Origin of the sequence: Mycobacterium intermedium (assembly GCF_002086275.1) — a bacterium.
In the GTDB taxonomy this organism is placed as follows: Bacteria; Actinomycetota; Actinomycetes; order Mycobacteriales; family Mycobacteriaceae; genus Mycobacterium; species Mycobacterium intermedium.
The window spans coordinates 26,992-49,624 of record NZ_MVHT01000046.1 but is presented as its reverse complement, the minus strand read 5'-3'; the positions used below and the strand labels follow the sequence as shown (position 1 = coordinate 49,624).

Below are 22,633 nucleotides of genomic sequence, written 5' to 3'. Positions count from 1 at the left end.
TACGCTCAACGCCGGAGACCAGCCGCCGGCTGAGGTCTCAAATCAGAAAGTCTCCGAACTCACCGGGGCGGTTCAGTGAGCGGACTGATGGGGGGTGGTGATTGCCGAGACGCCTGCGCGGGACCGTGCCGGTTGGTGAGGAGTTGGTTGACAGAGCGTCGCGCGGAACGGTGCAACTCATCTCACCACGTCTTCCCTGATGGTAGGCCGTCGCGGCGGCGGGCTCAAGCTCAACCACCCGATGCAGGTTGTGTCGGCCATGTTGGCTGCAGCGGCATGAAACCCGTTGGGGAGCAGTGGCATAGCGGCCACCGTGGGTTCTGGCGGCAGCATCGCGTACAGCCGAATTGCGGCCAGGCGGGCGGGGGTGGGGGTAACAGAAAAACTGTACCGGTGGTCTCTTTCCCGTGAAGCACACCAGCGCGCTGTGGGCGAATGGCTTTGTGCAGCAACGGCACCAGCGCATTCACATCGCAAGCTTTGCAGCGTGCTGCGAAACATGTTGTACAACAACATATTTAGCTGGATTTAGTCACGTAGCTGCTAGTAGGGTAAGGGTTGCGCTTGGCAAACCCGTTGCCATTTGCGCCAGTGACCCCGGCCGGGAGCGGCCACGGAGACCTAACGATGGAGACGCAGGATCCGCAGCTGAAGTACGGGGCAGGGAACCCCAACCGCTTAGCCCGCAAGCGGTACGGCTGCGACTACAAAGAACTCAACCCCGACCAGCGCGAGCAGATCGCTGCGGACCAGAAGACATACTACGAAAACCTCGCTCTGTCCGGTCGCGAAGCAAGGAGACGTTACAAAGCTATCCGGCTACGCGAACAGGCCGAAGCGCTGGTCATCGAGGCTGACGCGATCGACGCCGAGTTGGCAGCGAAGGAAGCCGCACGCGCCATCGAAGCCGGCCGCCTGTGAAGCGGTTCGCAGATTTGCCGCCTGACCAACAGGCGTGGATCCGGCGACAAATAGCTAACGCACCGCCGCTGAGCAGATATCAGCAGCAGAGGCTGGCAACCATCTTCGAGCATGTGGGTGATTCCCCCGGAAGTTCTGCAACCCCGCAGGTGAATTCGGCGCCGACCAACACCAACTCTGCTGAGGCCGGTTCCACAGCACCACTCGGACAGTCGACGTGGGCGCAGCCATGAGCGGCGACGGCTATCCAAAGTTCGCCTGGATGGCGCGTGTGGCCGAGGACAGCAGGCTGAGTGACGCTCAGGCGCGCATCCTGATTTACATCGCGAACCAGTATGTGCGTGGTCGCGACGTCTTGTTCTGCGTTCGACAGTCGACGGTGGCCGACAAACTGCACAAACGCAGGCAGACGGTAGGCGATGCACTGCGTCGTGGTCGCGAGCTTGATTACCTCAAGCTGGCTAGCAAGCGCCCGCGCGGGCGCGGCTGGCACCAGGCCGACACCCACCAACTCGCCTTTCCGGAAATACGTACGCCCAGAGGCACATCTTCGAAGAAGGAAGTACGCGGCGACGAAAAAATGGGTGCGCGGACAGGACCAGAATATGTACGCCGTGAGGCCGAATTAGGTACGTCCAACACATATCCAAACAACCGCTTACCAGCGGAAAGGCAGACCCTACAGGGTGTACATACAGGGCTAAATGGAACAGGGTCAAAAGAGCAGGGTGCGAGCATCGTTCCTGGCAGTTCACCCGACAGCCCATTCGCGGGCCTTTTCTTCCGCGATCAGCAACGACCCCGCGAACAGCGGAAGGCGCTACCGATATCACAAAACGTGATTGATGCGGACGTCGTTGCCGATCCTGACGCGCCACGGTGTTCACGTCCAGACTGCGACCAACCCGCCGTCCCGGATTCGCCCGGATCGCTGTGCGGCAGACATTGGGCGATGAGCCTCGGTCGACGCGATGGGTGACGCGTTGAAAATTCGTCCAGGCCACGTTGAGGTCGACCCGACCCCTGACGGGCACATCATGCTCATCGCCATCGAGGACGGCCTGGGGAGCCATGTGCTACGACTAACGCCGTCCAACGCGGCCAAACTGGGCCAGCGGCTGATCGACGTGGCCTCGTGGATGGAGACCCCATGAGCGGCCGTTACGACCGGTACGGGGAGCGCCTCGTCGGGGACGAGGAGCCAGAGATGTTGGCATGGCAGCGGATTCGTCCGCTCGCTGACCAGCGCAGGATCCCTGACGTGGTGGTGGCCGGGAGCGGTTGTGGGTCGCTGATATGCGATCTGTGCCGAACGCGCTTGCTGCCCAACAACATCAGCGGGATCTGCGCCGAGTGCCGCCTGGTAATTCGGAACCGCCTCGGCGTCAAGATATCCGAGCAGTGGATGCCCGCGTTCGAACTCGACGACCACATCGTCTCGGACCGGGGCAGAGTGGCGCGGCTGCTTGCCCTCGACACCTCGCATCACTACTTGCGTGTGAACGTCAACGGCGTCAAGCGGTATGTACACCAGATGGTGTGCGAGGCGTTCAGCGGCCGGCGCCCACCTGGGCAGGTTGCCCGGCACCTCGATGACGTGCCGGAGAACTGCGCGGCGGAGAACCTGGCGTGGGGCACGCACGCGCAGAACGTTGAAGACCGCATCCGTAACGCGCGGCAGCGCCCCTGCCAGCTAGATCGCCACAAAATGAAGGACGAACACAATGCCTGACCATCGAGACCTGACACAGATTTCCCAAGACTTCGCCACTGCGCGGCGGCTATACGCGGCACTGCACGCCGGAGATCACGAATCCGTCGCGAACGTGCTGCGGACAGTCGCAGAGTCCGCACGCGGGGCCAGCGTGCTGCTCGCCGCAACCCAACTTGGGCTTGAGTTCGCCCATAGTTGCGAGTCGGCAGGACTCCTTCGCGATGATGAGGGCGAACTTACCCTTCAGGGATTTCTGGACAGCAGCGCGCTCAACCAGATCAACGACACCGAGGCGTAGCCCGCACCAAGGCCATTCCACCCTCGTCGATTCGGGTGGCATCGACACGGTCGGCTGCCCCTGCATACCCTGTGTGCATGCCGCAGTACATGGGAATTGATCACACCAGTTGGGAGCGGGAGTGTCCTCGATGTGGTGGCGCAGTCAATTGGTGGTTCGCCGACGCCTTCCGCGTCGGGACGAGCAAGCTCACGGCAATCTTCGTTCCGGATTGCGAAGGCAGTTGCCCGGAGGGCACAGACATCGGCCTCACGCCCAAGTGCCACACCGGCCTCACCAGGACTTGGACGGCGTTGGAAGCTGGTGACCTGGCGAAGTCGTAGTCACTCACCAAGCCGCCACCCGATGCAAGTGCTATCAACCCTTTAAATGTATTTTGCAAAATGGCAAACACCATTTGGTGAAAACGTTCGTCGGCTGGACCGAGAAGCAACTCGCCGACGGCACCCTCATCCTGACCTCCCCGGGCGGGGACACCCACGTCACCACCCCGGGCAGTGCGTTGTTGTTCCCCAGCCTGTGCGGCGCGGTGGGCGGCATGCCCTGTCCCGAAGTCGACACCGCCGATGACTACTGCGGCCAGCGCAGCGCGATGATGCCCCGCCGACGCCGCACCCGCGCCCAAGACCGGGCCGCACGCATCAAGGCCGAACGCAAACGCAACCACGACGCCCGCGCCAAAACCCGCACCATCGGATCCACCGGCAAAGCCGAACAAGGCCCACCGCCAGACCCCGACGACGAACCACCACCCTTTTAACAGGGCGGTTTCAACCCCTGAGGGTCAAAGGGTTCGACTGGAGCACAACGACATTGCTCCCAATCGGATTCTTCCGACGCCCCGCGCTCGCGCTCAAGCGCGCCCACCGCCACTGCGCCCGGCCCGAGCGGCCGTTCAGCAATCGCGAGTTGGCTTGGTGGCGTTCGTATTTGCTTCCACCGCGACCTTCGTTGACCATTCCGCGGAACTAGTGCGCGAAACGACGGACAGCGGTTGCCCTGAACTCAGCGAATCGGCTGCGGTATGACCACGTCACGCCCGACCGAATCGTCGGCCAGTTTGTTCGCCTCGGGCAACAGCTCGCCGAGTTGCTGCGGGTACACCAGTTCACCGGCCGCGACCAAGGCCGCGATGTCGTCCGGGTTGCACCAGCGAGCGCCGTGGATGTACCGGCGTTCCAGCTCGGTACGCCCCGCGATGGACGGCTCGAACCGCCGAGTGCGGTACACCAGGTAGAACTCGTCGCTGTCGATCAGCGACCCGTTGAACTCGAAGACCTCGTCACGCCGCCAGACGGGTCCGATCAGGTCCGCCGGATTCACCTGCAGACCCGTTTCTTCGGCCAGCTCACGAGCGGCGGCCTCGGCCAACTCCTCGCCCTCACGCACTTCCCCGCCGACGGTGAACCACCACTTCGGCGCGCTGCCGTCCGTGATCGCCGGATCCGAACCGGACAGCAACAGCACGGCGCCGGTCTCGTCAAGCAGCACCACCCGCGCCGACCGGCGATGGTTCAGCGCTCCCCGGTCACCGTGCGCCAAGCCGTGCGGACGCTCGGCGATCTCAAAGTAGCTGGGCAGCGTTGCGGTTCCACCGAGGTGCAGCTTGCGCACCAGCGGACGCGCGCCCAGCGCGAGGGTGTCGCGGACAGCGTCGTTGTGAAAGCGACGCGCGAGCAGCACCCGCGCCTCGGCGTCGGCAAGTTCCGCGATCAGCGCCGACGGCAGCTTCGCCGGATCCACCATCGCCAGCGCGGCCGAAAGCTCGTTCTCGGCGGCCTCGCGCAGGTGCCGGGGCGCGCGTTCGGCGGCATCGGCCAACGCCGCCAAGCGCCGCCCGTCCGAGCTGGCGTTGGCGCCGCCGCCGTACGCGTCGATCGCCACCGCCCGCGCCACCACCGCGCGGCGTGCCAGGGCGCTGTCCAGTGCCTGCCAGGACAGGTCGTAGCGCACATTCAGCCGGTTCAGCCGGTTGGCCGTCTGATAACTCCATGCGCCGAAGCCCGCCAGCAGCACGAACAGCACCAATGCGACGCCGATGAGGGCGATCGTGGCCGACGTCACTAGCTGGCTACCTGAACCTTGGTGCCCGAGCCGGCGACCGTCTCGTACACCCGGGTGATCTGGGTGGCCACCACCGACCAGTCGTAGCGGCGCACCGCCTCGGACGCCGCCGCCACGTAGCGTTCTCGCAAAGCCTCGTCTTCCAGCACGGTGATCAGGCCTTGAGCCAACGCGGCACCGTCGTCGACGGTCACCAGGCAACCGCACTCCCCGTCGCGCAGTACGCGCCGGAAGGCGTCCAGGTCGCTGGCTACCACCGGGGTGCCTGCGGCCATCGCCTCAACCAGCACGATGCCGAAGCTTTCACCGCCGGTGTTGGGCGCGCAGTAGACGTCCGCGCTGCGCATCGCCGACGCCTTGCCCGCATCGTCGACCTGCCCGAGGAAGCGCACGTGCTCAACGAAACCGCTTGCTTGGCGCCGCAATTCGTCCTCGTCGCCGCGCCCGACGATCAGCAGCTGCACGTCCGGGAAGCGTTCTACCACCGTGGGCATGGCCTCCAGCAACACCGTCATGCCTTTGCGCGGCTCGTCGTAGCGGCCCAGGAACAGCACCGTCTTACCCGCTCGCGGATACCCTTCCAGCGGCGACGCCGAGGCGAACGCATCGACGTCGACCCCGTTGGGAATCTCCACCGCGTCGGAGCCCAGCGCTTCCATCTGCCAGCGCCGGGCCAGGTCGGACACCGCGATCCGGCCGACGATCTTCTCGTGCATCGGCCGCAGGATGCCGCCGAACACCGTCAGTGTCAGCGATTTGGTGGTCGAGGTGTGGAAGGTCGCCACGATCGGCCCCTCGGCGATGTTCAGGGCCAGCATCGACAGGCTCGGCGCGTTCGGCTCGTGCAGGTGCAGCACGTCGAAATCGCCTTCCAGCAGCCATTTCTTGACCTTGCGGTGGGTCGCCGGGCCGAACCGCAGCCGGGCGACCGAGCCGTTGTAGGGAATGGGGATGGCCTTGCCGGCGGAGACGACGTAGTCGGGCAGCGAGGTGTGCGGCGACACCGGCGCCAGCACGCTGACCTCGTGGCCGCGGCTGCGCATGACCTCGGCCAGCTGCAGAACGTGGGCCTGCACCCCGCCCGGCACGTCGAACGAGTAGGGGCAGACCATTCCGATCCGCATCAAGCTTCCTTCAACCGGGCCTGCTTAGCCTCAGAGAGGTCCGACAGCCACTGCGGCTGCATCATGTGCCAATCCTCGGGATGGGCGGCGATGTTGACGGCGAACTGGTCGGCCATCGCCTGGGTGATCGCGCCGACGTCACCGCTGCTGCAGTCCAGCGGCGCGTAGACCTCGAAACCCCACCCGTCGGGCTCGAACCAACAGTGCGTCGGCAACAGCGCGGCCCCGGTTTCGACGGCCAGCTTGGCCGGTCCGGCGGGCATCCGGGTGGGTTCGCCGAAGAACTCCACCTCGACACCGGTGCGGGTCAGGTCACGCTCGGCCATCAGGCACACGATGTGGTTGTCGCGCAGCCGCTCGCACAGCACCTCGAAGGGCGGTCGCGGGCCACCGGACAACGGCAGCACCTCGAAACCGAGGCCTTCGCGGTAGTCGATGAAGCGGCGGTACAGCGATTCGGGTTTGAGGCGCTCGGCGACGGTGGTGAACGTCCCGTGACGTTGGGCGACCCACACCCCGGCCATGTCCCAGTTACCGCTGTGCGGCAGCGCCACGATCGCACCGCGTCCGGCGGCCAGGGCCGCATCCAGAATGTCCAGTCCCTGAATCACGTGGTCCAGGTGGCGGGCGATCGCATCGTGGTCCATGGTCGGCAGGCGGAAGGCCTCCCGCCAGTAGCGGCCGTACGACGCCAGCGACGCCCGCATCAGCGAGTCGGGCACGCCCGCCGGCGTCGTCCCGATGACACGGGCCAAGTTCTTCCGAAGCTGGTCCGGGCCGCCGTTGCGGGCCGCGTACCACGCGCCGGCGTCGAACGCGTTGCGCGCGGCGAACTCTGGCAGTGCCCGCACCGCCATCCAGCCGGCCGCATACAACCGGTCGGTCGCCCGTTCGGTCACGAAGCTGCGCAGCTTCCCGGGCATTTTCAGGCTCGTCGGCAGACCCAGCCCCCGATCAGGACCCCGACCAGGGCCCAGTACCGGAAACGTGTAGGTCATGACTGACTCTTTCCGGGCTCGCCGGGCCCGGACAGCGGCAAGCGGTCGGTGGCGCCGGCTGAACTGCGCGCCCGCCACAATCGCTGACCGCAGGTGATGACGCTGGCCACCGCCAGCAGCCACATGCCGACCGGCAGTGCAGGCGGCCAGGCGATGAACGGGAATTGAGAGATGCCGGCCGCGGCCAGCACGATGATCAACCGCTCCGGTCGTTCGATGAGACCGCCGCCGCCGTCCAGCCCGCTCGCTTCGGCCCGCGCCTTGATGTACGAGATCACCTGCGAGGTGACCAGACAGATCAACGTCGCCACCACCAGGGGCATGTCACGCATGTGGAACGCGATCCACCACAACAAACCGCAGAACACCGCGCCGTCGCTGATCCGGTCGCACGTGGCGTCCAGGACGGAGCCGAACCGGGTGCCGCCGCCCTGTTGGCGCGCCATCGCCCCGTCCAGCATGTCGAACACGGTGAAGAACCAGAGCACACAGCCACCGATGAACAGTTTGCCCATCGGGAACAGCGTCAGCGCCGCCGTGACCGCGGCGACGGTGCCGATGATGGTGGCGCCGTCCGGCGTCAATCCGGTGCGCAGGGCAGCCCGCGCGACCGGGTCGGCGACCCGGGCGAAGAACGACTTGCGCAGAAAGGGCAATCTACTCACGGTTGCCTAGCCCACTCCTCGGCCAACAGTCGACGGGTGTCGCGCAGCAACTGCGGTATCACTTTGGACCCGCCGATGATGGTGATGAAGTTCGCGTCACCGCCCCACCGGGGCACGACATGCACGTGCAGGTGTTCGGCCAGCGACCCACCCGCCGATGTCCCCAGGTTGATGCCGACATTGAAGCCGTGCGGGTGCGACACGTTCTTGATGACGCGAATCGCCTTCTGGATGAACGCCATCAGTTCGGCGCTCTCCGCCTCCGTCAGTTCCTCCAGCTCCGATATCCGCCGATACGGCACCACCATCAGGTGCCCCGGGTTGTAGGGGTAGAGGTTGAGGACGGCGTACACGAGTTCGCCGCGCGCAACCACCAGACCTTCCTCGTCGGACATCTGGGGAATGTCGGTGAACGGCTCTTCCGGCTTGCTGTTGTCGCGCCGCAGCGGGGCCTCGGCGAGGTAGTTCATCCGGTACGGCGTCCACAGCCGCTGCAGCTCGTCAGGCCGGCCGACACCGCGGTCGAAGATCGTGTCCCCGTTCTCGGTCACGCCCCGACCACCTTCACCAATTCCGCTGTCGGCGCAGCGTTCTCGCGGTCGGCCAGCCATTTCACGATGGTCGCGACCGCGTTCTCGGTGGGCACGCCGTTGATCTGCGTGCGGTCACCGAACCGGAAGCTCACCGCGCCGGCCTGCACGTCGCGGTCTCCGGCCAGCAACATGAACGGCACCCGCTGGTTGGTGTGGTGCACGATCTTCTTGGCCATCCGGTCGTCGCTGGTGTCCACCTCGACCCGCACCCCCTGCGACCGCAGCCGCGCGGCAACCTCTTTGAGGTAGGGCACGTGCTCGTCGGCGACGGGAATGCCGACCACCTGCACGGGCGCCAGCCAGGCCGGGAACGCCCCCGCGTAGTGCTCGGTCAGAATGCCGAAGAACCGCTCGATGGACCCGAACAGCGCACGGTGGATCAGCACCGGCCGCTGACGCGAACCGTCGCTGGCGGTGTATTCGAGGTCGAACCGCTCCGGCATGTTGAAGTCGATCTGCAGCGTTGACATCTGCCAACTGCGCCCCAGCGCGTCCTTGACCTGCACCGAGATCTTCGGTCCATAGAAGGCGGCACCGCCCGGGTCCGGAACCAACTCCAGGCCGGACGCCTCACCGACCTCGCGCAGGATCTCGGTGGCCTCCTCCCAGACCTCGTCGGAGCCGACGTATTTTTCCGGGTCCTTGGTGGACAGTTCCAGGTAATAGTCGTTGAGCCCGTAGTCGGCCAGTAGATCGAGCACGAAGCGCAGCACCGAGGCGAGCTCGTCACGCATCTGTTCGCGGGTGCAATAGATGTGAGCATCGTCCTGGGTCATGCCACGGACCCGGGTCAGACCATGGATCACGCCCGACTTCTCATACCGGTAAACGCTGCCGAACTCGAAGAGCCGCAATGGAAGTTCGCGGTAGGACCGCCCCCGCGCCCGATAGATCAGATGGTGCATCGGGCAGTTCATCGGCTTGAGGTAATAGTCCTGGCCCGGCTTGCGCACCGTGCCGTCCTCGTTGAATTCCGCGTCGAGGTGCATGGGCGGGTACATCCCGTCGGCGTACCACTCCAGGTGGCCCGAGGTGACGTACAGCTGCTCCTTGGTGATGTGCGGAGTGTTGACGAACTCGTAGCCCGCCTGCTCGTGCTTGCGCCTCGAGTACTCCTCCAGTTCCCGCCGGATGATGCCGCCCTTGGGGTGGAAAACCGCCAAGCCGGAGCCGATTTCGTCGGGAAAGCTGAACAGGTCCAGCTCGATGCCGAGCTTGCGGTGGTCGCGGCGCTGCGCTTCGGCGATCAGCTCGAGATGCCGGTCGAGCGCCTCCTGCGACTCCCACGCCGTTCCGTAGATGCGCTGCAGGCTGGCGTTGCGCTGGTCGCCCCGCCAATACGCCGCCGAGCTTCGGGTGAGCTTGAACGCCGGAATGTGCTTGGTGGTGGGGATGTGCGGCCCGCGGCACAGGTCTCCCCAAACGCGTTCGCGCGAGCGCGGATTGAGGTTGTCGTAGGCGGTCAGTTCGTCGCCGCCGACCTCCATGATCTCGGCATCACCGGATTTGTCGTCGACGAGTTCCAGCTTGTACGGCTCGTTGGCCAGCTCGGCCCGGGCCTGCTCCTTGGACTCGTAAACCCGCCGGTCGAACAGCTGCCCTTCCTTGATGATCTGGCGCATGCGCTTTTCCAGCGCCGCGAGATCTTCCGGCGTGAACGGCTCCGGCACGTCGAAGTCGTAGTAAAAGCCGTCGGTGATGGGTGGCCCGATGCCCAACTTGGCCTGCGGAAACAGGTTCTGGACGGCTTGGGCCAGCACGTGCGCGGTGGAATGGCGGATGACGCTGCGGCCCTCGTCGGTATTCGCCGGCACCGGAACGACCTCGACGTCGGTGTCGGGCACCCAGCTCAGGTCGCGCAGTTTGCCGTCGGGGTCGCGGACCACCACTATCGCGTCGGGTGCGCCGCGCCGGGGCAGACCCGCCTCGCCGACGGCGGCGGCCGCGGTAGTCCCGGCAGGAACCCTGATCGGGGATCCTGGGACTGGTTTTGCGGGGGCGCTCATCGGGTCGGTCTCCATGTTCTAGTAGGTGTTTGCGAAGGTTTCGCAAGGTCTTCGGCTGGCGGTTGCCATGCTATCGGGCCGACCCCGACGAAGGGCTCTACGGCTGTCCCGGCTTGAGGCGCACGAATAATGCGTCGGCTTCGGTCAGCAGGGTGTCGCCGTCGCTCAACCCACCCGAGACGAAGATCTTGCGGCCGTCGATGTGGTCGATCCCGGCGGCGATCTGCAGCTTCTTCTCGATCGGCACGATGTTGCGGTAGTTGACCTTGAGATAGGCGGTGCGCTGGCGCGGGGTGCCGGTGAGCACGGACGCGGTAAACCCGAGCACGGTGTCGAACATCAACCCGAGCGCCCCGCCGTGCACGGCTCCGTTGCGGCCGAGATGAAAGCGGGCAAACCGCGCCCACCCCTCAATGCGGTCCATTCCTTGCTCGGTCGGCACTTTCTTCGCCGACATGGGCACGGTCAGGATGTTGCCGCGCACCAACAGGTCCATCCGGCGTCCAGACGGCGATTGCCACTCGTCGGCATAGAACGGGGCGAGCAGCGCCGACACCTGCTCGATCATGTCCGCCGCCTGGGTGATCACCTCGTCGGGAGCGTCGGCCGCGCGGGCATGATCCTGCAGCGTGCGCACCGCCTCGATGAACCTGCCGTAGTCCGGGCCGCCCTTTGTGGTGGGTTCGGGCGGGTTGAAACCTCCGCCGGGGTGGGGTGTCTGCTGTTGCGCCTCTGCCGCTGCTTTTTCCCATGCCTGCTCTTGGGTCACCAGGACACGGTATTGCCTACGCGAAGGTCAAGCCGGGTTGGCCGGACGCGCCCTGGCCGCGTTCGCTGCCGCGCCGAAAAATTTCAGGACCGGACGGTGCCTGTATCAGGACCGGGACTGTGCGGCGCCGGCGGCCGAGAGGGCCTCGAATTCCTCGTCGCTCAACGTGATTTCGGCGGCGGCGACGTTCTCCTCGAGGTGCGCCACGCTTGACGTACCGGGGATCGGGAGCATCGCCGGCGACCGTTTCAGCAGCCACGCCAGGGCCAGTTGCGACGGCGTAGCACCGTGCGACTCGGCGATCTTGTGCAGCGGGCCGCCGGGGGCAGCCAGCGGTCCGGCGGCCAGCGGGAACCACGGAATGAACCCGATCCCCTCGTCGGTCGCGACGTCCAACAACGGCTCGGCGGCACGGGCGGTCAGGTTGTACATGTTCTGCACCGACGCGATCGGCGTGATCTGCTGGGCCGCTTTGAGTTGATCGACATCGATCTCGGAGAGCCCGATGTGCCGGATCTTGCCCTCTTTCTGCAGCGCGACCAACTCGCCGACCTGATCGGCCAGCGGGAAGTTGCGGTCGATGCGGTGCAACTGGAACAAGTCGATGGTCTCGACCCCGAGCCGTCGCAAGCTCATCTCGCACTCTTGGCGCAGGTAGCTGGGGTTACCCAGCGGGATCCACACATCAGGGCCCGTGCGCAGCAGCCCCGCCTTGGTCGCGATCACGATGTCGGTATAGGGGTGCAACGCCTCGTGAATGATCTCTTCCGAGATGTAGGGGCCGTAGGAGTCCGCGGTGTCGATGAAGTTCACGCCCAGCTCGACGGCGCGGCGCAGGACCCGGACGGCTTCCCCGCGGTCGGCGGGCGGTCCCCAGACGCCTTTGCCGGTGAGGCGCATGGCGCCGAAGCCCAGCCGGTTGACGGTCAGATCGCCAAGAGTGAACGTGCCCGATGCCGCTGCCACGGTTGATGAACCCACGACTACGACCGTACGCCGCTGCTACCGCGACCGCGCCACGCGCCGTGGCAAGCTGAACGGGTGGACCTGAACGCGCTTGCCGAGCAGCCCCTCACCTACACCGAGGTGGGTGCGACGGCGGCGGCACAGCTACCCCCCGGTTACGACCACCTGAGCGTGTCGACCCAAATTGGCACCGGCCGAAAGCGCTTCGAGGAGGCGGCCGACGCCGTCATGCACTGGGGTATGCAGCGCGGAGCCGGCCTGCGGGTACAGGCCAGCTCCGATGCCGCCGAGATCTCGACGATCGTTGTGGTCCGGATGCTTGGCGTGCTCCGCGCGCCGTGCCGCGTGGTGTACGTCGTCGACGAACCCGACGCGCGTGGCTTCGCCTACGGCACGCTGCCCGGCCATCCCGAGTCGGGTGAGGAACGCTTCGCCGTGCGCTACGACCCGACTACGTCTGCGGTGTACGCGGAGGTGTCGGCGTTCTCCCGGCCCGGGACATGGTGGAGCAAGATCGGCCGGCCGGCTGTTCGGCTGGCCCAGCCGATCATCGCCAAGCGCTACCTGCACGGGGTGTGACGGTTCGTCCGCTCAGGCACTCGAGCCGGTGCGGCCGATGGCGCCGTCGTGCACACCCTGGGCCAACCGAGCCAGCGCGACCGCGCCGACCAGCAACCCGAAGTCACGCAGCGCGACGTCGTAAAAGCCCGGTCCGGTGAGCAGGTTGATGATGATTCCGGCCAACCATGCCGCGACCACCCAAGCGCCGATCCGTGGTGCTATTGCCACCAGCACCCCGGCGACGATCTCAATCACCCCAACCAGGTACATGGCCTGATCGGCCGACCCCGGTAGCAGGTTGTCGATCCACGTCGCCAGATACATGTTCCAGTGGTGCGGGTGGGGCAACAGGTTAAAGAACTTGTCCAGCCCGAACAGGATCGGCGCGACGGTGAACACGGTGCGTAGCAACAGGAATGCGGAGTACGCAGGGTCCTTCAGGTGGTCCGCGAGGGCCGCTCCCGCGCCTTGGTGGGGCGCGCGGGGCGCGTGTTTGGTGCTCATTACCTCACTCCTTTTTCTAACGGATGATAATTCGTACGTTAGAACGGGTAAGCTGTAACGTCAATAGTTTCGTCCGTTAGAAACGGGGTTCACCATGGACCTGCAGCGCGACGCGACCGGCATCGCCGCCCTCGCCGATCCACTGCGTCACCAGCTCTACCGATTCGTGTGTTCACAGCCGGAACCGGTAAGCCGGGAGCAAGCCGCGGATGCCCTCGACGTGCCCCACCACCAGGCGAAATTCCATCTGGACCGACTCACCGCGGAGGGCCTGCTGGAATGCGACTACGCGCGCTTGACGGGTCGGTCCGGCCCGGGTGCCGGACGCACGGCCAAGCTGTATCGCCGGGCGGACCGCGACATCTCCATCAGCCTCCCGCAGCGGGAGTACGAGTTGGCCGGGCGGTTGATGGCCGCGGCCATCGCGCGCTCGGCAACCACCGGGGAGGCCGTGGTCGAACTGCTCAACCGCCTCGCTCACGAATACGGCGAGACGATCGGGGCCAGCGCGGGCGGGCCCAAGGGGCCCGTCGGATCCCTGGATGCGACGCTGAGCCTGTTGCGCCGCTACGGCTATGAGCCGCGACCCCAAGACGAGCGCACCGGGGACATCGAGCTGGCAAACTGCCCGTTCCACGCTTTGGCCCAGGAGCAGACCGAGCTGGCCTGCAACATGAACCACGCCCTGATCACCGGCGTCGCCGATAGTCTGGCGCCCGAGCTCGACGCCCGGCTGGAGCCGGGGGCGAACCGGTGTTGCGTGGTGCTCAGGTGTCCGGCGCGCTCCACCGGGTGAGCAGGCTGTGCGCGCCCGCGCACAGCTGCTCGATGACCTCCGCCACCGACGCTTCCTCCCGAATCATCCCCACTCCCTGACCGGCGTCGACCGGGGCGATCCGCGGGTCCTCGGCCGCGATCGAGGCGGCCAACTCTCGATGCACCTTCTCGTCCGCGGCCAGCGCGTCTTCCTGGCCGGTCCAGCGCGCGACGAAGTCGTTGGCCAAAACCCGGGACGGGAATCGCGCGGGCCACGGCAGGCCCTGCCCTACGTCGAAGACACGGGTGACCCTGGTGTCGGTCGCGGCCGCGTCTATGAGAGCCCGACGTGCGACGTCACCCGTCAGCGCCTCTGGGCACGCCGCCAGCCGGGTGCCGATCCATGCCCCGCTGGCTCCGGCGGCCAGCACGGCGGCCAGGCTGCGCGGCGAGGCGATGCCGCCGGCGGCCAGCACCGGCAGCGAGACAGCGTCCAGGACCGCGTCGAGCAGCGGCAGCGTCGCGAGCCTCACCTCGCCGTGGCCGCCGCCTTCGGCGCCGCGGGCCACCAGGATGTCGACGCCGGCGTCGGCCGCCCGGCGAGCCCCTGTGGCGTCGTAAACCTGTGTGACGGTGGGGATTCCGGCGTCATGCGCCTTGTCGACCCAGGACCAGTCGGTACCGAAACTGACCGACAGCAGGGCGGGCCCTGCGGCCAACGCGTCATCGAGCAGGCCGGCCTCGTTGCGCATGACCCAGTCGACCAGACCGATGCCGAACCTGCCGGCCTTGCTGTTGACGAAACGCAGTTGCTCGCCGAGCGACGCTCTGGTCGCGGTGCTGCCCATGCCGATCATGCCGAGACCACCGGCCGCGCTGACCGCAGTCGCCAACCGGCCGCCGGCCACCCCGCCCATGGGCGCGTTGACGATGGGGGCCCGCAGACCGAAGGCCCGCGACCAGGCGGTGGCAAGCACCCCTAGTGCGATGCGCCGGGTTGGGATTTAAGCACGGTCAGGATGACCACCGAGTCTTCCAGCGCGTCCAGCGAGTGCCGCACCGGCGGAATCGCGACGTAGTCGCCGGCCTTGCCGTCCCAGGAGTCGTCGCCGGCGGTGAGGCGCACGTGCCCCTGCAACACTTGCAGGGTCGCCTCGCCGGGACTCTCGTGCTCCCCCAGGCCGTGCCCGCCCAACAGGGCCAGCAGCGTCTGCCGCAGTTCGTGGGCGTGGCCACCGTGGACGGTGTGAGCGGCGCGGCCGCTGTTGGAGTTGCGCGCCTCGGCCAGCTTTTCAGACGCGAGACCGGTCAACGAGATTGATTCCATCGAGAGTCCTATCAGCCGCGATTAACCATTCAGGAGCAGTATCCCCGCAACGACCAGCGCCACGACCTTGACCGCCTCCAAAGCGACGTAGACGTAGTGGGCGCGCGAGCGGGGCCCTTCGTGCCCCGCGAGCACCTGGTCGGAGCGCTTCGTCAGCCGCGGTCGCACCGCGACCAACTGCGCGGCCAGCATGGCGAATGCGACGGCAAACGCGGCGATGATGCTCTTGGGCGTCGGCCCGGCCACCACTATGGCGAGGATGACCAGGGCGAATGCGACCTCGACGGTATTGAGTGCGCGGAACACCAGGCGGCCGATCCCGAGGCCGATTTGCAGCGTCACGTTGGGCGCCCGGAATTTCAGGGGCGCCTCAAGAAACGAGATCGCGAGCACCATGCCCAGCCAGACGAATGTGATGGCGATCTCGATCGCCTCGCCGGTCCTCATGACGCCGCCTCCGCCGGCGCAAGGTGGACCAGGCAGAGGTCGGGTTCGGCGAACGCTTCAAGCCGCTCCACGGTCACCGGGGCCGCCCAGGTTTCCAGGGCGCCCCGCATGAGGCCGAGGTGAACCGGACACACCACGCCCGGCCGGCCTTCGGCGAGTTCCAGGAACGGGCAGTGGCGCAGGCCGACCTGTTGCGCGCCGTCGGATGAGCGCCGCTCGGGGGCGAACCCGAGGTCGTCGAGCATGCCGACGAGGTGGTCGATGGTTTCCTCCGCGGTAGCGCTGGGGCCGGGCGATTCCAGTCCTTCGCCCCACACCCGGCCCACCGCCTGGGCTGCGGCACCTGGATCCGGTTGGACGGCAAGTCCGTTGGCGAGGATCTCGGCAAGCAGTCGGTAGTGCCGCGTGCCGCCGCGGTCCATCTGACGGACGGCTTGAAACATCAGCGCTGGGCGTCCCGGCCCGCGCTGAGTGGGCTCGACGTGTTCCACCAGCCCATCGGCGACGAGGCTGTCGAGATGAAACCGCACGGTGTTGGGGTGGACGCCGAGTTCATTAGCTATGGCCACTATGCTCAGCGGGGCGCCGGACGCACGCAGTACCCGCAAGATCCCGTTGCGACGATTGCCTTGCCCGACGGGCTTCACCTGCTCCTGCGCCATCTGCAAGATTTTACACAAAAAATCTTGTATAAACTCGAAGTCGAGGTGCGGAACTTTCATGACCGGAAAGCGCGACGAACCGAAACAGCCGTTGCCGCTGGCAACCCGCGACGACGAGCACGTGCAAGGGCACTGGCTGTTGGCGCGCTTGGGTAAACGAGTGCTGCGCCCCGGCGGCGTTGAGCTCACCCGCACCCTGCTGGCGCGGGCGGACGTGGCCGACGCCGACGTGGTCGAACTGGCGCCGGGCCTGGGCCGGACCGCCACGGAGATCCTCGCCCGCCGTCCCCGCTCCTACGTCGGCGCCGAGGCCGACCCCGACGCGGCCAACCTGGTTCGCAGCGTCGTCTCCGGATACGCAAACGTGCAAGGCGAGGTTCGGGCGACGGACGCGGCCGACACCGGGTTGCCCGAGGCCAGTGCCGACGTCGTCATCGGCGAGGCGATGCTGACCATGCAGGGCGATACGAACAAGCACGCGATCGTCGCCGAGGCGGCCCGGGTACTGCGGCCGCGTGGGCGCTATGCCATCCACGAACTCGCGCTAACCCCCGACGACGTGCCCGAGGAGGTCAGCACCGACGTGCGGCAGTCGCTGGCCCGTGCCATCAAGGTCAACGCGCGGCCGCTGACCATTGCCGAATGGTCGCAGTTGCTGGCCAGCCACGGACTGGTCGTCGACACCGTCACCACCGCCCCGATGGCGCTGCTGCAACCGCGTCGCATCATCGCCGACGAGGGTCTCTTCGGTGCGCTGCGGTTCGCGAAGAATGTGCTGACGCAACCCGGTGCCCGCAAGCGGGTCCTGGCCATGCGTCAGACGTTCCGCAAACACCGCGACCGATTGACGGCCGTCGCCATCATCGCCCACAAGCCGGCTTAACTGATCTGGTTGATCTGACGGGCTCGTTCCAGGCTCGCATCGATGAGGCTTTCGACGGCGCCGAGATAGGTTGGTGACGGGTCGGCGCCCACCAGGTCCGCGATCGCGCGTTGTTCACCGAGCACGTCGACCGCGTTGAGGTTGGCCGCCATCCGCTCGGAATGCACGATCAGCCCGGCCAGCAGCTCGGCGCACTGTGAACCGGCGATCAACGTCCGCCGGGCCAACGTGCGCAGGGTGTCCCATTCGGCGTGCCATGCCCCGTCGGGGCGTTCGTCGTTGCTGAGCGCCGCGGCGGTGTGCAGGGTCGCCGCCAGTGCGGGCGCAGCGATCGCGGCGCGTCGAATGAGAATGGATAACACCGGGTTTCGCTTGTGGGGCATGGACGAGGATCCGCCGCGCTGCTCGCCGGCCGGCTCGTTCAGTTCGCCGATCTCCCGTCGAACCAGGGCGACCACGTCCGATGCGATGCGGCCCCAGCTGTCGGTGCAGGTGACCAAGGCGTCGGCGGCCGCGGTGATCGGGATTCGCGTGGTGTGCCACGGGTTTTGGAAGTCGAGACCCAAAGTCGTTGTGGTGGCGTGGGATACGCGTTCGGCAACATGAACGGGATCGGACGAAGGGGTGAGCAGGGTCGCCAATTCCACTGTCGCCGAACATGTTCCCACGGCTCCGCCGAGTTGGGACGGTATCACCAGCTGGTTAAGCCGTTGGTAGGAGTCGACCAGACCGTCGAGCCAACCGGCGACCTTGGCGCCGAAGGTGGTGGGTGCCGCGGGCTGGGTCAGGGTTCGGGCGACCATGAGTGTCCGCCGATGTTTGGTCGCCAGTGCCGACAGTGTCGAAATCTGTTCTTCTAGTAGTTCTTTGAGACGGTCGACCACGCCACGCAACTGCAGCATCAGACTGGTGTCAACGACATCCTGGCTGGTGAGTCCCCGGTGGATCCACGGAGCGACGGCCGGGACCGCACGCTCACGCAGCAGGCCGACCAAGCCGATGACCGGGTTGCCGCCGTCTTCCGCGGTGACGGCGAGCAACTCGCGGTCGTTGCCGCGGATCAGGTGCCAGAGATCCGCGCCGGCACAATCGATCGGTGCCAGGCCGGCGACCGCGAGCGCGCTCAGCCAAGCGGATTCGACTGCCACCATCGACCGCAGCAACGCCTGGTCGGTCATGTGCTCGCCGGCCCGCTCCTCCCCTGGCCAGAGCAGGTTGGTCATCCGAGCTCACCCGGGTACACCAGGAAGACTGTCTCCCGTGGCCCTTGCAGGTGGATGTCAAACCGGTAACTCGTTCGGCCCGAGGTGTTTTCGGCAATGCACAGCAGGGTGGCCCGGCGCTCCGCGTCGAGACTCGACAGGGCTGGATCAACGGTCAGGTCCCCGTCGGGCAGGTAGGCGCGGGTGAACAGGCGGTGCAGCAGCCCGCGGGCAAAGACGGTGAGGGCGAAGAAGCGCGGGGCGCCGGGGGCCACCGTCGTGAAGTGGTAGTGGCCGTCGACGTCGGTTGCGCACCGACCGAATCCGGTGAACGCCAGGTCGTCACGCGTGTCGCGGTCGGCGCGCAGCAACGAGCCTGGCGCCCGCGGGGCGCGGCCGTCGGCGTCTGCCTGCCACAGTTCGACCAGGGCATCCGGGATCGGCTCGTTGGCGCCGTCATAGACCGTCCCGTGCAACCGAACGGCGCCGGGGTGCGCGGCCTTCACCAATTGGTTGTCGCCGGGAAACGGCAACCCGATGCTGAAGAACGGCCCGACGGTTTGGCCTGGTGTGCAACGTGATTCAGGCACTCTCACCGTCCTCGGTCCAGGTGCGGCTGCTTCCGGACAACACGATGTCCCAACCGTAACCCGTGGCGAACTCGGGCTCGGTGAGCTCGTGGACGTAGCGCGCGATCAAGCGTTGCCGCGCGGCGGGATCGGCGATCGATCCCACGATGGGGTCCAGGTCCAACAATGGATCACCCGGAAAGTACATCTGGGTGACCAGGCGTTGGGTGAACGCGGTGCCGAAGACCGAGAAGTGGATGTGCGCGGGCCGCCAGGCGTTGTGGTGATTGCGCCACGGATAAGGGCCAGGCTTGATGGTCAGAAAGCGGTATGACCCGTCGGGTCCGGTCAGGCAGCGTCCTGCGCCGGTGAAGTTCGGATCCAGCGGCGCGGGGTGTTGGTCGTTTTCGTGTCGGTAGCGGCCGGCGGAGTTGGCTTGCCAGATCTCGACGAGTTGCCCGGCAACCGGGTTGCCTTGTCCGTCGAGCACCCGCCCCGCCACGATGATGCGCTCCCCGATCGGCTCGCCTAGGTGGCCCGTCGTCAGGTCGGCGTCGTCGGGGTGGACGTCCCCGTCGCCGAAAACCGGCGCGCAGCGTTCGATGTCTTCGGGATTCACGGCGAGCAGGGGGTGTTTGGGATGGCGGAGCACGCTGCTGCGATACGGCGGGTAGTCGAGACGCTGGATCTCGCGTGAACGCTGGTCACCGTACGGCACGAGCGTGAGGCTACTCGCATAGGTTTGACCTCGTGACCAACGACTACGTATATGACCAGGGCTTTGCCGAAGAACGCACCCGGTTGGCCAGCATCGAGAGCCTTTGGGATCCCGGCACTCAGGCGGTGCTGGAAGAACTCGGCCTCGGCCGTGACGCAAAGAGCTGGCGCTGTTTGGAAGTCGGAGCCGGCGGCGGATCCCTCGTGCAATGGATGGCCAATCGAGGGGCCACGGTGGTCGCGGTCGATATCGACACCCGGTTCATCGAATCGCTGGCCAGCGACCGGGTTGAGGTTAGGCGCCTCGACATCCGCAGCGACGAGTTGCCGCAGGACGAGTTCGACCTGGTCCACTCCCGGCTGGTGCTCGAACATCTACCGGACCGACGGCAGATCCTCGACCGGCTGGTGGCGACGCTGCGCCCAGGCGGGTGGATGGTGCACGAAGACTATGACTGGACCGCGTTCGGCTTCGAGGGTGAGTCGTCGTCTGACCTTGAGCGGGTGACCACGACCTTCCTAAGCTTCATGCAGCGGGCCGGCTTCGACCCGAATTACGGTCGGCGCGTCGTCGCCGACATGGCGGACGCGGGATTGGTCGATGTCCGCGGCGAAGGACGGGCCCGAGTGATCGATTCCAGCGCACCGGGTTTCGATTTCTTCAGATTGTCCTTCGAGAGTCTGCGCGATGTCGTAGTGGACGCCGGGTTGCTTTCCACCGAGGAAGCCGACGCGGCCGCACGCCGCTTTGGTGAGGACGTTCGGTTGTTTACTCCGACCATGGTGGCGGGGATTGGCCGCAGGCCGTAGGGCACCGGCGGGCTGGGGCGCCGCCCCGTACCGCCGGCCCGTCGCGCACGCCGTCGCGCCGGCCGTAGTCACACCAGCCCCACTAGCCTCTCCCGCCGGCGGCAGGCGTGCTGCCCGGCTTGTAGCGACAACGGGCAGAATCGCCGAAGGCCGGTGCCGTAGTCACACCAGCCCCACTAGCCTCTCCCGCCGGGGGCAGGCGTGCTGCCCGGCTTGTAGCGACAACTGGGCAGAATCGCCGAAGGCCGGTGCCGTAGTCACACCAGCCCCACTAGCCTCTCCCGCCGGCGGCAGGCGTGCTGCCCGGCTTGTAGCCGCAACTCGGCAGGGACGCAGATCCGTTTCCCCGTTGGAAAACTGTCGCTCAAAGGCGGGCACAAAGCATGCCGCCCAGCGGAGAGGCTGATGTGGCGAATGCGCCTGCTATGGCGAATGTGACAGTGCGACGAAGGTGGCCAGTGTTGCACACCAAGCGGAATCCCTTGTCCCCGTCGGGAAATTGTCGCTCAAAGGCGGGCACAAAGCATGCCGCCGGGCGGAGAGGCTAATGTGGCGAATGCGACTAGTGCGACGATGGCGGCGGTGTGACCTGCGTAAGCGCGCCGGACCAGCATCCGTCCCCTATATCGCCTTCAGCAATGCCGCTTTGCCCCGCGTACGCAGTCGGTAGAGGCTCGAGCCACGCAACTGCTCGATGCGCGCGGCCATCTTGGCGCCTAATTCCTCCAACTCTTCGTCGCTGAGCTCGACCGGAGGCGGCGCCGGAATCATGTCACGCTCCTCTTCGTCGGCGTGCGCCTCCAAGACGGTCTTGAAGGTGTTCCATTCCTCCTGGTACCCCGGCGAACTCTGCGGGGTACGCAACAGCACACCCAGCTGGTCGACCACTTGGCGGTGCTCGGCGTGGGCAATCGCAATCAGTCGGCTGGCCGCCGCCAGGGCCGGGTAGTAGATGTCGTCCTCGATGCGAAAGTGGATGTCGAGCTCGATCAGCATCTCGTCGAACAGGGCATGGCGCTCTTCGCTATTCACCGGCGCCTCGCTGACCTTGCGGCCCAGCGCCTTGAGCACTACATGGTGTTCTCTCAAAACGTCGTATGCGTTCACTTCGTTGCTCCAGATCCAGTTACCTCGACCATTCCATCGACGACCCGGGCTTGATAGCACGGCAACGCACTCGCCGCGGGTCCCCGCAACACCTCTCCTGACTCCAGCGCGAAACGCGAACCGTGCCAGGGACATACAATCCGACCGCGGTCGACCCAGCCGTCGGCCATCGGCGCGGCCAGATGCGGACAGAACTCACCGAATGCCGACACCTCGCCCGGACCGGTCCGACACACCACCAGCCCGACGCCGTCAACCTCGACCCGGACCGGCTTTCCGTTCAGCACGCTCGCCGGCAGCACCGGCGTCCACCGGTTGGTCTGCAACCGCTCACCGGACTGGTCGATGCCGATTCCCGACTCGAACACCAAGGCGCCACCGAGGTAACCGCCACCCACCGTGACGCCGTAACCGATCGCACTGAGCGCCATCCCGCGCAAGCGCCGGCCGCGCCGACGATCCCACCACGACAGCACGTACAGGACCGTCGCGGCCGAGTTCACCACGCCGTGCACCAGCCCGATGCGGCGCTCCTGCTGGTGGGTGTGCTGCCAATCCGCGACGCCGGTGACGGCGGATCCGACGCTGGCCAGGATCCCCAGCTCCAGGGCCCGCGACGCAAAGTGCGCGGCGTCGGCGGCTTCGCCTGAACGGCCGGCACGGCCGGACACCATGCTGATGCCATCCAGCGCCACCGCCGTACCGAGCGCTCCGCTGGCGAACGACGTCAACGGCGGATGAACCGGATGGCCCAGCCAGACGCCGTTCAGCGCGTTCATCACCCGGTCGCGGGCCGAACCCAGGCCATTGAAGACGAGCGTGAGTACGTGCTCGAGGCGGTAACTGGGACGATCCAGCCACTCCTGGCGCCCGATAACCGCGAGCACTCGTGATCCGATCGACACCAGTCCAACGTATGCACGCCGCAGCACCCGTCGATGTGAACGATCTGTGAGTTCGCGGGGAGGGT

The 22,633-nt window shown here is 66.5% G+C and carries 29 protein-coding genes; 11 read left to right on the top strand and 18 right to left on the bottom strand.

Annotation, left to right across the window (positions count from 1 at the left end; translation table 11 throughout):
• The first annotated feature begins 627 nt into the window (after positions 1 to 627).
• The 7 genes from BST27_RS17060 (at position 628) to BST27_RS17035 (ending at position 3,693) form a co-directional block, all read left to right on the top strand.
• Positions 628 to 921, top strand: coding sequence for a hypothetical protein (locus BST27_RS17060; protein ID WP_069419580.1), 294 nt, complete (start codon positions 628 to 630; stop codon positions 919 to 921).
• A 229-nt stretch (positions 922 to 1,150) separates the two neighbouring features.
• A complete protein-coding gene (locus BST27_RS31410; RefSeq protein ID WP_139805201.1) occupies positions 1,151 to 1,900 on the top strand; it encodes a hypothetical protein in 750 nt (249 codons plus the stop codon).
• A gap of 4 nt (positions 1,901 to 1,904) precedes the next feature.
• On the top strand, positions 1,905 to 2,075 hold the full coding sequence (locus BST27_RS32465) for a hypothetical protein (protein ID WP_156789267.1): 171 nt from the start codon (positions 1,905 to 1,907) through the stop codon (positions 2,073 to 2,075).
• Positions 2,072 to 2,653: an HNH endonuclease signature motif containing protein gene (locus BST27_RS17050; protein WP_069419582.1), complete on the top strand. Its 582-nt coding sequence runs from the start codon at positions 2,072 to 2,074 to the stop codon at positions 2,651 to 2,653. The genes BST27_RS32465 and BST27_RS17050 overlap by 4 nt, the downstream gene beginning before the upstream one ends.
• Complete coding sequence (locus BST27_RS17045; RefSeq protein ID WP_069419583.1) at positions 2,646 to 2,933, top strand: hypothetical protein; 288 nt, start codon at positions 2,646 to 2,648, stop codon at positions 2,931 to 2,933. Before BST27_RS17050 ends, BST27_RS17045 begins: the two co-directional genes overlap by 8 nt.
• Before the next feature lie 77 nt (positions 2,934 to 3,010).
• Positions 3,011 to 3,256 (top strand): hypothetical protein, encoded by a 246-nt coding sequence (locus BST27_RS17040; protein WP_069419584.1) that lies wholly within the window; start codon positions 3,011 to 3,013, stop codon positions 3,254 to 3,256.
• A gap of 77 nt (positions 3,257 to 3,333) precedes the next feature.
• Positions 3,334 to 3,693 (top strand): hypothetical protein, encoded by a 360-nt coding sequence (locus BST27_RS17035; protein ID WP_069419585.1) that lies wholly within the window; start codon positions 3,334 to 3,336, stop codon positions 3,691 to 3,693.
• Positions 3,694 to 3,938: 245 nt separating this feature from the next.
• On the opposite strand, the gene BST27_RS17030 is transcribed toward BST27_RS17035, so the two are convergent.
• The 8 genes from BST27_RS17030 to BST27_RS16995 form a co-directional block, all read right to left on the bottom strand.
• Positions 3,939 to 4,982, bottom strand: coding sequence for an NUDIX hydrolase (locus BST27_RS17030; RefSeq protein WP_069419680.1), 1,044 nt, complete (start codon positions 4,980 to 4,982; stop codon positions 3,939 to 3,941).
• A gap of 14 nt (positions 4,983 to 4,996) precedes the next feature.
• The gene (locus tag BST27_RS17025) at positions 4,997 to 6,121 is read right to left on the bottom strand and encodes a glycosyltransferase family 4 protein (RefSeq protein ID WP_069419586.1); all 1,125 of its coding nucleotides are present in this window, start codon (positions 6,119 to 6,121) and stop codon (positions 4,997 to 4,999) included.
• Positions 6,121 to 7,044 (bottom strand): phosphatidylinositol mannoside acyltransferase, encoded by a 924-nt coding sequence (locus tag BST27_RS17020; protein WP_069419587.1) that lies wholly within the window; start codon positions 7,042 to 7,044, stop codon positions 6,121 to 6,123. The genes BST27_RS17025 and BST27_RS17020 overlap by 1 nt, the downstream gene beginning before the upstream one ends.
• Before the next feature lie 71 nt (positions 7,045 to 7,115).
• Positions 7,116 to 7,784, bottom strand: a complete 669-nt coding sequence (pgsA, locus tag BST27_RS17015; RefSeq protein ID WP_069419588.1) for a phosphatidylinositol phosphate synthase — start codon at positions 7,782 to 7,784, stop codon at positions 7,116 to 7,118.
• Positions 7,781 to 8,395, bottom strand: coding sequence for an ATP adenylyltransferase (locus BST27_RS17010; RefSeq protein ID WP_079219914.1), 615 nt, complete (start codon positions 8,393 to 8,395; stop codon positions 7,781 to 7,783). Before BST27_RS17010 ends, pgsA begins: the two co-directional genes overlap by 4 nt.
• Positions 8,332 to 10,383, bottom strand: a complete 2,052-nt coding sequence (gene thrS / locus BST27_RS17005; protein ID WP_069419682.1) for a threonine--tRNA ligase — start codon at positions 10,381 to 10,383, stop codon at positions 8,332 to 8,334. Before thrS ends, BST27_RS17010 begins: the two co-directional genes overlap by 64 nt.
• A gap of 97 nt (positions 10,384 to 10,480) precedes the next feature.
• The gene (locus BST27_RS17000) at positions 10,481 to 11,152 is read right to left on the bottom strand and encodes a PaaI family thioesterase (protein WP_069419589.1); all 672 of its coding nucleotides are present in this window, start codon (positions 11,150 to 11,152) and stop codon (positions 10,481 to 10,483) included.
• A gap of 105 nt (positions 11,153 to 11,257) precedes the next feature.
• Positions 11,258 to 12,118, bottom strand: coding sequence for an aldo/keto reductase (locus tag BST27_RS16995; protein WP_069419590.1), 861 nt, complete (start codon positions 12,116 to 12,118; stop codon positions 11,258 to 11,260).
• 75 nt (positions 12,119 to 12,193) lie between these two features.
• Between BST27_RS16995 and BST27_RS16990 the strand changes: the two genes are divergently transcribed.
• Positions 12,194 to 12,697, top strand: coding sequence for a DUF1990 domain-containing protein (locus BST27_RS16990; protein WP_069419591.1), 504 nt, complete (start codon positions 12,194 to 12,196; stop codon positions 12,695 to 12,697).
• A 12-nt stretch (positions 12,698 to 12,709) separates the two neighbouring features.
• On the opposite strand, the gene BST27_RS16985 is transcribed toward BST27_RS16990, so the two are convergent.
• Positions 12,710 to 13,183, bottom strand: coding sequence for a DoxX family membrane protein (locus tag BST27_RS16985; protein WP_069419592.1), 474 nt, complete (start codon positions 13,181 to 13,183; stop codon positions 12,710 to 12,712).
• Between the two features lie 94 nt (positions 13,184 to 13,277).
• On the opposite strand from BST27_RS16985, the gene BST27_RS16980 reads away from it, so the two are divergent.
• Positions 13,278 to 13,979, top strand: coding sequence for a helix-turn-helix transcriptional regulator (locus tag BST27_RS16980; RefSeq protein ID WP_069419593.1), 702 nt, complete (start codon positions 13,278 to 13,280; stop codon positions 13,977 to 13,979).
• On the opposite strand, the gene BST27_RS16975 is transcribed toward BST27_RS16980, so the two are convergent.
• Genes BST27_RS16975 through BST27_RS16960 form a run of 4 tightly spaced genes read right to left on the bottom strand, consistent with a single transcriptional unit; the run spans position 13,951 to position 16,375 of the window.
• A complete protein-coding gene (locus BST27_RS16975; RefSeq protein WP_069419594.1) occupies positions 13,951 to 14,916 on the bottom strand; it encodes an NAD(P)H-dependent flavin oxidoreductase in 966 nt (321 codons plus the stop codon). The two genes, BST27_RS16980 and BST27_RS16975, sit on opposite strands and share 29 nt — an antisense overlap.
• A 2-nt stretch (positions 14,917 to 14,918) precedes the next feature.
• Positions 14,919 to 15,266: a cupin domain-containing protein gene (locus BST27_RS16970; RefSeq protein ID WP_069419595.1), complete on the bottom strand. Its 348-nt coding sequence runs from the start codon at positions 15,264 to 15,266 to the stop codon at positions 14,919 to 14,921.
• 21 nt (positions 15,267 to 15,287) lie between these two features.
• Positions 15,288 to 15,713: a hypothetical protein gene (locus BST27_RS16965; protein WP_069419596.1), complete on the bottom strand. Its 426-nt coding sequence runs from the start codon at positions 15,711 to 15,713 to the stop codon at positions 15,288 to 15,290.
• Positions 15,710 to 16,375 carry a helix-turn-helix transcriptional regulator gene (locus tag BST27_RS16960; protein ID WP_069419683.1) on the bottom strand — a complete coding sequence of 222 codons (666 nt, stop codon included), beginning with the start codon at positions 16,373 to 16,375 and terminating at the stop codon, positions 15,710 to 15,712. The genes BST27_RS16965 and BST27_RS16960 overlap by 4 nt, the downstream gene beginning before the upstream one ends.
• A gap of 58 nt (positions 16,376 to 16,433) precedes the next feature.
• Here BST27_RS16960 and BST27_RS16955 point away from each other — a divergent pair, with 58 nt between their 5' ends.
• On the top strand, positions 16,434 to 17,258 hold the full coding sequence (locus BST27_RS16955; RefSeq protein ID WP_069419597.1) for a class I SAM-dependent methyltransferase: 825 nt from the start codon (positions 16,434 to 16,436) through the stop codon (positions 17,256 to 17,258).
• On the opposite strand, the gene BST27_RS16950 is transcribed toward BST27_RS16955, so the two are convergent.
• From BST27_RS16950 to pcaH, 3 genes are read right to left on the bottom strand one after another with little or no spacing between them, the layout of a single operon-like run.
• Complete coding sequence (locus BST27_RS16950) at positions 17,255 to 18,481, bottom strand: lyase family protein (protein ID WP_069419598.1); 1,227 nt, start codon at positions 18,479 to 18,481, stop codon at positions 17,255 to 17,257. The two genes, BST27_RS16955 and BST27_RS16950, sit on opposite strands and share 4 nt — an antisense overlap.
• Positions 18,478 to 19,050 carry a protocatechuate 3,4-dioxygenase subunit alpha gene (gene pcaG / locus BST27_RS16945; protein WP_069419599.1) on the bottom strand — a complete coding sequence of 191 codons (573 nt, stop codon included), beginning with the start codon at positions 19,048 to 19,050 and terminating at the stop codon, positions 18,478 to 18,480. Before pcaG ends, BST27_RS16950 begins: the two co-directional genes overlap by 4 nt.
• A complete protein-coding gene (gene pcaH, locus BST27_RS16940; RefSeq protein ID WP_069419600.1) occupies positions 19,043 to 19,747 on the bottom strand; it encodes a protocatechuate 3,4-dioxygenase subunit beta in 705 nt (234 codons plus the stop codon). Before pcaH ends, pcaG begins: the two co-directional genes overlap by 8 nt.
• Positions 19,748 to 19,779: 32 nt before the next feature.
• Here pcaH and BST27_RS16935 point away from each other — a divergent pair, with 32 nt between their 5' ends.
• The gene (locus tag BST27_RS16935) at positions 19,780 to 20,556 is read left to right on the top strand and encodes a class I SAM-dependent methyltransferase (RefSeq protein WP_069419601.1); all 777 of its coding nucleotides are present in this window, start codon (positions 19,780 to 19,782) and stop codon (positions 20,554 to 20,556) included.
• A gap of 621 nt (positions 20,557 to 21,177) precedes the next feature.
• Here the strand turns inward: BST27_RS16935 and BST27_RS16930 are convergent.
• Complete coding sequence (locus BST27_RS16930; RefSeq protein ID WP_069419602.1) at positions 21,178 to 21,663, bottom strand: hemerythrin domain-containing protein; 486 nt, start codon at positions 21,661 to 21,663, stop codon at positions 21,178 to 21,180.
• Complete coding sequence (locus BST27_RS16925; RefSeq protein WP_232007301.1) at positions 21,660 to 22,571, bottom strand: Rieske (2Fe-2S) protein; 912 nt, start codon at positions 22,569 to 22,571, stop codon at positions 21,660 to 21,662. Before BST27_RS16925 ends, BST27_RS16930 begins: the two co-directional genes overlap by 4 nt.
• Positions 22,572 to 22,633 lie beyond the last annotated feature (62 nt).